This is a genomic window from Acetobacterium sp. (assembly GCF_036508315.1).
GTDB lineage: Bacteria > Bacillota > Clostridia > Eubacteriales > Eubacteriaceae > Acetobacterium.
Map to the genome: position 1 here is coordinate 46,619 of NZ_DATCHP010000025.1, position 12,141 is coordinate 58,759.

Annotated in this window: 4 protein-coding genes; all 4 read right to left on the bottom strand. The window is 40.3% G+C overall.

What is annotated here, in order from left to right:
• Window positions 1-54: 54 nt before the first annotated feature.
• On the bottom strand, window positions 55-8,841 hold the full coding sequence (locus tag VIK44_RS02950) for a GH36-type glycosyl hydrolase domain-containing protein (protein ID WP_331552349.1): 8,787 nt from the start codon (window positions 8,839-8,841) through the stop codon (window positions 55-57).
• Window positions 8,842-9,153: 312 nt separating this feature from the next.
• Window positions 9,154-9,984, bottom strand: a complete 831-nt coding sequence (gene amrS / locus VIK44_RS02955; protein WP_331552350.1) for an AmmeMemoRadiSam system radical SAM enzyme — start codon at window positions 9,982-9,984, stop codon at window positions 9,154-9,156.
• The gene (amrA, locus tag VIK44_RS02960) at window positions 9,981-11,363 is read right to left on the bottom strand and encodes an AmmeMemoRadiSam system protein A (RefSeq protein WP_331552351.1); all 1,383 of its coding nucleotides are present in this window, start codon (window positions 11,361-11,363) and stop codon (window positions 9,981-9,983) included. The genes amrS and amrA overlap by 4 nt, the downstream gene beginning before the upstream one ends.
• 263 nt (window positions 11,364-11,626) lie before the next feature.
• Entirely contained in the window at window positions 11,627-12,130 is a 504-nt protein-coding gene (locus VIK44_RS02965) for a transcription repressor NadR (protein ID WP_331552352.1), read from the bottom strand.
• Window positions 12,131-12,141 lie beyond the last annotated feature (11 nt).

Here is a 12,141-nt window from a genome sequence, read left to right on the forward strand (position 1 = left end):
AACAAAAAAACGGCTTAAGCCGTTTTTTTGTTTCTTGAACAAGACTGATGCAAATCACTTCTTTATTGCCCAAATACCCATGATAACTTCAACATCATGAAATTTTCCATCATCGCTAAGATTTATCACATTATTCGTTGATAATATCCCGTCAAGCGATAGTTGTTTTACACCTTTGTTAATTCCATCTGGATTTTTAACCTTAATATCATAGGTTGATCCATGATAATTGTACGTTATATGATACTCTTTCCATTTTTGAGGAATACAAGGATCCATAATAATTGTATCGCCATTTTTCTGGAAGCCCAGTATATATTCAAGGCCAGCTCGGTACATCCACCCGGCAGCCCCGGTATACCATGTCCACCCGCCTCTTCCTGAATGCGGAGATTCAGAGTAAACATCGGCTGCGATGACATAGGGTTCCGTTTTATATCGGCAATATTCTCTGAGGTCTTGAGTATGGTTAATGGGGTTAATGAGTTCAAAGAGTTCCCAGGCTTTGTCTCCATCTCCCAGTTTGGCAAAAGCAATAACAACCCAGGCTGCTGCATGGGTATATTGTCCGCCATTTTCTCTGACCCCTGGTATGTATCCTTTAATATATCCTGGTTCCAGATCCGATTTATCAAAAGGTGGTGTTAGCAGTTTGATTACCCCATCCTGCCTGCATATCAGAAATTCATCCAGGGAATTCATGGCCTGAATGGCTCTTTCCGGATTACCCGCCCCGGATATGACCGACCAGCTTTGGGCAATAGAATCGATTTTACACTCAATGTTTTCCGCCGATCCCAGAGGTTGTCCATTATCGAAATAAGCCCGTCGATACCAGTTTCCATCCCATCCATTCTTTTCAATGGCTTCATGTATTTTTTCTCTTATTCCGGTATATTTTCCTGCTCTTTCATCATCCCCTGTTTCCTTGCATATGGGAATAAACAGATCAAGGTTGGAAATTAAAAACCAACCCAGCCACACGCTTTCCCCTAGTCCTTTATTTCCCACAGTATTCATGCCGTCATTCCAATCCCCGGTTCCCATTAATGGCAGTCCATGTTCCCCGAACTTCAGGGAAATTTCAATGGCTCTGATACAGTGGTTATACAAAGATGCCTTTGTCTCTGAAACCCTTGGCGTCCCATACCGTTCATCTTCGAATTCCTTCAATTCTGAATCTTCTAAAAATGAAACTTCTTCATCCAGTATCTGACGATCTCCGGAGATTCTTATGTATTCAGCGGTGACATAGGGGAGCCACAAACGATCGTCTGTAAAGCCCGTCCGGGTTCCCTTGCCAAGCGGCTCATGCCACCAATGCTGGACATCTCCCTGGGTGAATTGATGTTTTGCATGAAGGAGAATTTGGGAACGGGATATTTCCGGCCAGAGATGGGCAATGGACAAACAGTCCTGGAGCTGATCCCTGAAACCATAGGCACCTCCTGCCTGATAAAACCCTGATCGTGCCCATAATCGACTGGATATAACCTGATACTGGAGCCATCCATTTAGCATCAGATTCATCGGCAGGGTTGGCGTATCCACCTGAACGATGCCTAACTTTTCTTTCCAGAACGTTTTAACCTCACGTAAGGATTCTTTGGCATTTTTCTCATCCAAAAATCTTGTTGCAATCGCATTGACTTCCTGCTGCTTAGCAGCTATTCCTAAGAGGAAAACAATGTTCTTTCTCTCATTTGGGTTAAGTGTGACCTTCACCTGAATAGCACCACATGGGTCAAGACCGATACCCATTGTTCCGGAAAGCTCTTCATTGGACAAACTATCAGGAGAACTCATATCTCCGGCACCAAAAAACTCTTTACGATCCCCGGTGACTGAGCGTTCCCTGACTGAAACATCCATAAAACAAATTTCACCGGGAAACTCCTCATTATAAGGATTTTCTATTAAAAAAGCCCCTGATTCACCAAAACTCGTTTTTATATGCATGGCGGTTACCTGATCGCTTACCCCCATTACCGGCCGTATATAATAGGTTAGTGTTAAATTCCTCATTTTTTCCGAATCATTTTTTAAGTTGAGGATGCTTATTTTAACAGACCCATTAACCGGTACATGCTGGGTCATTCTCTGTTTGATGCCATGACTGGTATGCTCAAATAAAGAATAACCGAACCGGTGCTTGATGGTGTAAGGTTCATCTTCTCTGATGGGCTCTGCTGTTGCTGTCCACAACGCTCCTGTCTCATCATCTCCGATGTAGATTACTTCTCCGGGACTGTCTGATACTTCATCATTTGACCAGGGGGTCAATTTGTTTTCACGGCTGTTTTTATGCCATGTATATCCTGATCCAGCTTCTGAAACAATAAAACCAAAATCAGGGTTCGCTATGACATTGGTCCATGGCAGTGGCGTATTTTCTCCTTTTTTAAGTTGAATGACATAGCCACCGCCGTTTTGCCCGAACCCTCCAAGTCCGTTATTATATAAGAGTTTCAGCTCATTGGTTTTTGGCATGATCACCTCTAAAGGAGCACCTGAAAACTCCATTTTTCCAGGAAGCAGAGGTCTCTGGGGCCTCTTGATCTGCTCACTCATGGTTCCGCCATCACCATTTAATATGATTCTGGCAATAGCATAAAGCAACTTGACATCTTCTTTTGGCGTTGTATTCTTATCAAGGATAAAAACATCTCCGGTTTTGTTGATAATGTCATGGTTCTGACTTTCTAATATAAAGTCAGCGATGAGGTGATGAAGTGGAAGTGCATACTCATGTTTCTCTTCACTCAAAATAACCAAATCGACTCTTAACTCCTTTAAACGCCAATAATCATGAGCTTTTAAAGCCTCATACAATATTGCCATCTGATCTATTTTGCTTAGTTTCACAAATACGATCGGCAGGTCTCCAGAAATACCATAACGCCATAATGACGATTGTCCTTTCTTGTTCCCCATGATCAGCGCCTGATTAATTCTTTTTGTAGGACTGATGAATAGGATATCAGAAATCATTGCCTGGTAAAGTTCCATTTCAGCTGCATTCATATTTAAGTATTCTGATTCAACCTTACCTCTTGCCAAAGCCAGTTTAAAAGCTTCTTCAACAGCACCAGGACTTGCATATTTGTCTATTGTAGCAAGCAATGTTTCATTATCTTCGCTCACGGCATTCAAAAATGACATTTGTATGGTGCTATAAGGTTCAATTTTCACTTTTGTCCGGATACTCATCACGGGGTCCAGTACCGGTCCACTGGTATTGGAAAGCGGTTTTTCCTGCATTATTGCAATTGGGTTCTTTACGGTGTTCCCTCTGCCGATCATCTGCATCCGGTCTGTTTCATACTGAATTTCCTCAAGGCCTGACCCTTTTATGACAACAGCATTAGCCATCCACATTTCATTCTCGCTGTGGACCCTGGGACGTCGGTTTGCAATGATGCATTGCTTATCCCGAAGAATGCTGGTTTCTACAAAAAGATTGCTAAAAGCCGGATGTGCCAAATCTGTTGCCTGAGGTGCCATGACCACTTCAAAATAGCTGGTTAATTCCAGGATACAGTAACTTTCACCTAAATTTTTCAGCGAAATCCTGCGAATTTCAACATTATCGCCAGATGTAACAATTACTTCAGTTTTTGTTTCAATTTCTTCATCACGGCGGTTAAATGTTGCTTTATCCGTTGTAAAAACCACCTCATATTTTTTCGGCAACACATTTAATGGGGCATAAGCAGCAGACCAGATCGTATTCGTTTCCACGTTACGCAAATAAAAGAACATCCCATAGGGGTCCAGTGTACTATCTTCCCTCCAACGTGTCAGGGTCCCCAATTTATTTTTGCTGTATCCTGTTCCTCTGTCAGTAATCATGATTGAATAATTACCATTCGATAAGATATGCGCATTGGGTAGTACCGGATCAGGTTTTAAAAACCGCCGTAATGTACGGTCATCTTTGGTAATGAGTTCCTTATGAGACACTACCATTTTCTGTGCTGTATTGGTATATATTATGTTTGAAGCAACCTTTTCCTGTAACAAGAGCTGTGCCGCACGGATTTCAGGATTCCTATGAAATCGTCTCTGCATAATATTGTTATGCAGACAATTATTAAGGGCAACCAGACTCATCCCCTGATGGTGGGCCATGAAACTTTTTATGATTGCTCGATTTTTGTCATACTGCAATCTCGCAGGGGTATAATCTGCTGCTTCATAAAATCCGTAAGGTCCTTCCAGACCTTCAGCTTTAAGACGCTTAATATTTTTGACTGCGGCCTCAGGATCAACAAGCAGGGCTAAAAATGTTGCATAAGGCGCAGCTACAGCATCTTCAATTAACCCTCTTTTCAGTCCTAACCAAGGGACACCAATGGCTTTATATTGATAATCGCTATTCTTATCCAGGGAATTAAACCCTGATTCTGAAGTTCCCCAGGGCATTTTTTTCTGATTGCCATATTTTTTCTGACTTTTAATGACAAACGAGTAGGTTTCATCCAATAATGTATTTTTATAACTTTTCATAATAAGTATGGGCATTAAATACTCAAACATGGTCCCCGTCCAGGAAATCAGACCTTTATAACGATCCATAATTGTTAGTGACCGCCCCAATTTATACCAATGTGAAGGTGGTATCTTCCCTTTTGCGGTACAAATATAACTGGTTTGACGGGACTCCGAGGCCAGCAGATCATAGTACGAATTAGTCAGCTTTCTTTCTTCTGGATTGTACCCAATACTGAACAATTCTTTCTTTTTGTCATATAAATGTAAAAATTCCATTGCATCTGACAAGGCGTCGATTCTTTCAATCAGAGCTTTGTATCGCTTAATAAATTGCTGGGTGGTTGAAGTGGAGTTATTCAGGATTTCCTCCAATTCGAAAAGCCAGGGCAGTGTCTCATTAAATTCCTCTGATCCACTTTTCTGAATACTGTCAATCAGTTTATTCACGCATTTTATCTCAGCCTGATAAGCTGCTGTTAAGTGATTTACGTCACAGTTTTCCTTAAGCAATACAATCAATTCTTTAATCGTGTCATTAATGTCTTCATCAATATCTTTTTCGAGTAATTTACCTGGAATTTTTTCCAGCATGTCGATCCCCGGCCTAAATAGGGTCATATCATTTTTAAACATCTTAAGCATTTGATCAATTTTCGTTTTCCAGTGTCCTTGTCCTTCTTTGATTTCTTCTAACCCCTGTCCCATAATAAGCTTGTTAAGTGCCTGGTTCCAAAGAATCAGATTGTCAGAAATATTTCCTGTAAGCACATCCATCGGAAAATTTTTATTATAGACCGCATAGTCTTCTTTCTCAGCGCACGCCAAGGTGTCTCTGAAGCCATTTGAAAATTGAACGTCAAGAATAGGACGGTCAAGATAATCTTTTAATCCTTCACATAAAGTTGTAAGATAGCATAACAGGTTTCCGCTGTCAACTGTTGAGATATACATAGGTTGCAGTGGTTCTGATGTCGTAACATCATACCAGTTATAAAAATGCCCATTCCATTTTTTTAATCCTTCAAGGGTGGTTACCGTTTTTTCAATCAGATTCATCATCTCATGGGTTCCGATAAATCCGAAGTCTCTGGCGGACAATATAGCCATAAGCCCAAAGCCAATATTTGTGGGAGATGTTCTTAAAGCCATACATCTGGGGGGATCTTCCTGATAGTTGTCCGGAGGAAGGTAATGGGTGTGAATGCTTGTGAATTCCTCGAAATATCGCCATGTCTTTCGCGCGATTCTTCCCAGTTCATGTTTATCCTCTTCTGAAATCTTCGCTTTCAGAATGATAAAGTCTTTACTGATCCAATAGGCGATAAATGGCGCACTTCCCCAACCGATTAAAAAGAGAAGACTAAGAAATATTGATTCCGGTTTAAAACTAACCGCGAGTATCAGGATAACAAAAGCTTCAAGAAAAGTCGCTTTCATAACATAGATGTAACCTCTTATAGTATTTTTCTGGGATTTCTCAATATCATCTGACGTAACCCATTCCAGTAAATTCTTCTTTGTGATAAAAACACGAACCAGTGTCACTGAAATTGCATTCGTCATCAGCCATGCCTGATAGGGCAAAAAAATCAGAGTCAGCAAAAATTGCATAAATAAAGCTTTTAACCCCCACATAACAGGCATATAATTTTTGATCAGTTCATATTCAAAACGCAAGGTCATTAATTGTCCAATCACCCCCATAATCAGTGGAAATGACAAGGTAAAAAGAAAAATTCCAAGCCAAAAATAAATGCTGCCAGGCAAAATACTGAAACTCAGGAATACCAAAATCATCAAAGCCGGAGCTAAGAGGCTTCTTCTCAAGTTATCCAGCATTTTCCATCGTGATAGAAGAGAAAGGGGATTCGCAATTTTATTGCCGCTGCGATTGTGAATTTTTCCGGTTATTTGCTTAACCAGCTGCCAGTCACCTCTTACCCAGCGGTGGAGTCTGGCTGAAAATGAGTTGTACCGCAATGGGTAAGAGTCTACCAATTTAAGATCTGTTACCAGACCGGTCCGGACATAAGAACCTTCGAGCAAGTCATGACTTAAAACCGTATTATCCGGAAGAGTATCCTTCATTGCACTTTGAAAAACCCTTAGGTCGTAAATTCCCTTTCCGGTATAAATTCCCTCACCAAAAAGATCCTGATAAACATCGGAGATGGCATTGGAATAGGGATCTATCCCTTGCTGCCCGGTAAAAATCCGTGAGAACCGAGATTTATTGGAGCTTTCATTATCGACTTCGATCCTGGGCTGTATCAACCCATATCCCTCAACAACAACCCCTTTTTCTTTATCAATCACAGGCCGATTTAAGGGGTGGGCCATGGTTCCAATCATTTTCTTGGCCATGCCCATTGGAAGAATTGTATCATTATCCAATGTAATGATGTATTTCACCTTGGAAAAAGGTGGCTTTTCACAGGATGAATAGCCAAAACTTGTATCTGATGAGCCCAGAACCAGATCATTAAATTCTATGATTGCGCCTCTTTTTCTTTCCCATCCAATCCATTTTTTATTCTTTTCATTGAAATGACTGCGCCGATGGAAAAAGTAGAATTTGTCTGCATGTCCTTTAGCATATTTCCTGTTGAGTTCCTTTACTCCGGATAATGTGGCGTTAATGATCTCATCATCCATTTTATCTTCGTCGGAATCACTGAATGCCCCGATTAAAGCAAAATATAGATTTTCTTCTCGGTTCGATAAATAATGGTTTTCAAGTTTCTCTAAAAGTTCTTTTGCATGCTCTTCATCCGCAATCAAAGTCGGCACTGCAACAATCGTACTCAAGCCTTCCGGAATGCCCTCTTTTAACTCAAGTTTTGAAAAATAAGAAGGTTTTAATGCATGACAGATAACAAGATTTACTGCTTTTACCGCAATTTCAGAAGCAGGTATCAAGACAACAATGGCTGCCAATAGTGAAAAAAACAGCACATTTGATGTGGCAACAAGCATCGAATACTGAATTGCAATGGCAATCTGGATGATGGTAATCAGGCCAACCGAACCGATGTAAACGATTCCGTATTTGTTCCTGGTTAAAATCCTTTCTTCTGCCGGCGAAAAGTTTTCTGTCTTTTTTTGTCTGGTTTCAAGGATCTTTATTCCTTTATCAATGAGATAATACCCAACATGCCAAGTGCGCTGAATTTTTGTATTTGCCGATTTCTTTTCGTCCCAGCCGGTATAGGCATCTGATGCAGCCTCAATAGCCAGATTGGCAATGTCAAGTTCAGAAACGCCATAACTCAAGGCCAGTTCTTCGACTTTGTTTTTATAATAATACCGAGTATTGGCATCCATCCCGGGATATGTCCCATCCGGGTCCTGTTTTAATATTTGTTCCACAAAACTTGCCGACTCAAAAATTTCTGACCAATCCAATGTTGAAAAAAAATGCAGACTGGTAATACAGTTACTCATCGAAACAGTTTTCTGAGACTGAATATCATGCTCATTTTGGGTAATGATCTCTGTTGATGATCCCAGCTTCTCAAGAATTTCATCCATAACTCGTAAAACACCGGCATAACTGCGTCCAGATCTTCTTAAGTGATAGAAAAAATGATCAATAAAATCCGGGTTACCTTCATCGAAGGTATCCAGGTTATCTTGGAACAGCTTAATAATCCCTCCTTTGTCTAAATCATCTATGGAAAGCCACTCATCAAAAATTTTGTCTGCTTTATGCCACTGTATTTGCATGCTTTGGATATCCTCGCAAAGATGTTTAATTTTTTCTATTATTGCAAGTTTCATCATCATGGGCATTGCAATTATTTCCCGTTCAAGAAGCACATCATGAGACTGGTATGCCTCCAGAAAATCCAAAAGTTTTTCTTCATCAAACAGCCCATTCGTTCGTTCAACAAAATCCAAAGCCATGGCATATATTCGGGTATGGCCCTTTGATGGACCTGTTTTAAGGGTGGGTAGCCGCAAATAGCTGCGTTTATCTAAATCTCGTTTGATTATCTGCACTTCTTCGTCAATAATATAAAAGTTATCCAACAGCCATTCTGAAGCAGCCGGAAGGGCATATTTTTTAGAGATTTCTTCATTGAATTTCTTATAGACCATCAGAATATATTTATAATTTTCATTCAATCTGGAAATAGGCCCATGAAGATATTTTTTTTGGTTATAAAAAAACCGTCTGATACCATTCATTTTTTTATTTCCTTCAAGTTCTTCACTTGAAATTTCGACTCCCTCCTGACTCAATTTCAAAGATCCTTCGAATTTCACTAAAATAATCCATAAATCGGTGAGAATGTAGGTGATTAACACAACGCCCTCGATGATTAACTTTAAATAAGCGTCCATTATTCCATAAGTCCTTTCCTGCTTTATTTCCAAGTGATTATATTTTACATCAAATATCCATATGTCTCAAGTGCAGTATATGATTCAAATTCACATTATACTGCTATCTTTGTTTAATACCCATAATTAACTGCCTGAAACCTCCATTTTAGTGCGCATGGATTACAAAAATCTTTATTCATAAAAACAAGCTGCTTTTTTACTTTGCAAAAAATGAAGTTGCAAAATAAGTCAACAGCTTGCTGGAATTGCATAAAATAAATCAAATCACCGACAGGATTTTTTTTAATCTCAAAATTTAAAACGCATTATCTAACAATTCCCTACATATACATAATCCAGGGATTCCCTTGCAATTTCAGCAAGAGCATAAACACTGGCAACTTCTGTGGGATTTCGGTCAGTCATTTTATAACATGGGAAAAACCGCGATAAATGCAGAGGAATATCCGAGCGTATTGATGCCAGCCACTGTGACATCTTGCGGATTTCATCCTCACTGTCATTTTCACCTGGAATAATCAGGGTTGTGACCTCTATATGGTTATTTTCAGATGCTAGCTTAATCGAGCGTTTAACTGTTTCCAAATCACCGCTGACCTTATGATAGAACTCTTCAGTGAAGCCTTTAAGGTCAATATTTAGTGCATCGATATATGGCAAAATCTCCTTTAGTGGTTCTGCACAGACATAGCCATTGGTTACAAGTACATTTTTAAGACCCTTTTCCCTTGCCAATAGCGCACAGTCTCTTACATATTCATAACCGACCAGTGGTTCATTATAGGTATAAGCGATGCCAATATTTCCTTGATTTTTTAGTTCAAGAGCCTGCCTGACAAGCTCTTGTGGACTAACCTTTCGGGTTTGAATATCCTTAATGCCTGCCATGGAAATTTGATAATTCTGGCAAAATGAGCACCGAAGATTACAGCCAAAACTGCCCACTGAAAGAATTAAACTTCCTGGGAAAAATCGGTAAAGGGGTTTCTTTTCAATGGGATCCATTGCCATTGATGTAATTAGCCCATAATTAATGGCGGTAATGACACCCTTCTTATTGCTTCGGGCCCGGCAAAATCCAATCTCGTTTTCATCAATATGACATTGATGCGGGCAAATTTTACATTTTACTTTACTCATTTGTGTCTCACCACCTCAAAACGCTTCATGGAATAATGTTCATTGGAGGAAATTCCTGCTTTTTGCAGTGCGATATTCACCTGTTGTTCCGATGTATCGATGCCATCCAGATTTGGCAGGAGCAACCCACGCCTGGCTCCTGATGTGACGATAACACCATAACGTTTGACGTCAAGCTCTTCCATGGATTTGATTGGAGTCGCCTCCCCCAGTACATCAACGCTATAGACAAGCCGCGGCAGTTCATCTTCTCTTACCGGTGGAAAACGATTGTCCGCTGCACCTGCACTGACGGCATTATTAATAATTTCATCTGCAATACTTGGTGTCACCGGAGAAATTGTACCAACGCATCCCCGGAGCTGATCGTTTATTTTCAGGCAAACAAACACCCCTGCTTTTTGATTAATGAGTTCCTCTGGAATCTCTTTGGTAGGACGAAGCAGCTGATGGGTTTTTACATAATGCTCTAAGGACTTTCGAGCAAGCCGAACATAGTCATCTTCATCATTTTCAGTCTTCGGGTCTGCCACTTTGGACTGCTCAAGGATCGCATCAAAATGCCTGTTTTCATCCTCTCCGTTAATGGAAAAGGCAGCAACTGCATAACCTACCCCGAAAGGACCCTCATAGGAAAGCAGCTCGGGGGTTACCGATTTACCGTCCAGTGCCCCTGCCATAATGATAAATGACCGCAGACCGCATTCTGCAGCCGCTTCACAGAAATCTTCATCAAAAGTCAGAAAGCGCAAAAAATCGCCATCTGCAATTGCCTGGGTAAGTTCATGGTCGAAAATCGGGCCTTCCTTTGCCAAACCATAGGGCCCACTGGCTTTTAGTTTATGAGAAAGATCGCCACTGGCAACAATCACAATCCGCTTTTCGGTTTCCTTTGCTGCTTCTGCAATACATTTCCCGAAACGGTAATGCCTAAGGGGTGATAGCCCTGAAAGAGAAATACGCACGATCTTATAATCTTGATAGTATTTATTTACAAAGTAAAGCGGCACCAGTGTTGCATGGTCAAGTGCCTTTTTTCTTTCTCCCTGTGTTCCTGCGGGTATTCCGGCCTCTTCGGCAAGTGATGTAAGTCTCTGAGCAAAGACACTGTCATAATCCGCCTCAATTTGTACCTCAGGCACACCAAAATCTTTAAAATCTCCCACAGCATGTTCACCTGGTGAAATGTGCAGGTAATCTGAATACAGCACTGAATGAGGTGTTGTGATAATGATGACGTCCGGCTTTAATTCTCCAATTCTACGGGCAACTTCTTCATAAGCATCAATGGTTTTTTGAATCTGCTTCTCCTGGCCTTTGCCAACCTCAGGGATAATCAATGGCGGATGGGGAACAATAAAAGTGCCTATCAATGACATAATCTTTTCCTCTTTTCATCGTTTATTTTCATAACAATTCCAAATATCTTTGGCCTCTCAAATAAATAATTTCTATTCTAAATTGCAAGGCACTACTTTGTTTATACCATTCTTTTAGCTGTTCAATCTTAATATGGAAAAATTTTAGTTCTTACTGCAAAAAAAAGCCGGTGCATCAAAGCTATTTTTAAGTTGCTCTGATACACCGGCTTTTTTGTCGTTTAAATCACCTTCATGCAACGATTGTTTAGTGAATCTTTGCATTAGACCAAATAATTTTTTTCACGCAGGTTTTCTTCGATTATAGTCAGAATGTTATCTGATGGTGCTTCTATTGTATGAAAATGATATTCATCGGTAAGCTTCATCAAAGGGCTTATTTTACCTTTCGCCAAATTAACAACAAACTCGTCCACATCTCTTATTGACGAGAGAGAAAGCCCTACTTTTATTTCTCCATAAATTTTATGAATAATAAATACGTCGATCACCTGTCCGCCTGCTTCAACGATTGTGTACAATTCATCGGCAATTTGTTCGGCATTGTGAAAAACTTTAAATATTTTCTGTTTCCCGGGAGGGTTCATCAGAATATATCCTTTATTTGTGGATATTATATTGCAATGCGTGGCTTTGAGAAAAGCAATGTCCTGAACAATGATCTGACGACTGACTTGATAGGCATTCGCCAAAGTCGTGCCAGATATGGGTTCTCGGCCTTCTCTGAGCCTGCCCATAATATCCTCTAATCTTTTTTCTCTTTTCATTTCTTGCACCT

What these genes read in the sequence shown, in the direction of transcription:
- VIK44_RS02950 (WP_331552349.1), bottom strand. Translation starts at nt 8,841, where the DNA reads ATGGACGCTTATTTAAAGTTAATCATCGAGGGCGTTGTGTTAATCACC.
- amrS (WP_331552350.1), bottom strand. Translation starts at nt 9,984, where the DNA reads ATGAGTAAAGTAAAATGTAAAATTTGCCCGCATCAATGTCATATTGAT.
- amrA (WP_331552351.1), bottom strand. Translation starts at nt 11,363, where the DNA reads ATGTCATTGATAGGCACTTTTATTGTTCCCCATCCGCCATTGATTATC.
- VIK44_RS02965 (WP_331552352.1), bottom strand. Translation starts at nt 12,130, where the DNA reads ATGAAAAGAGAAAAAAGATTAGAGGATATTATGGGCAGGCTCAGAGAA.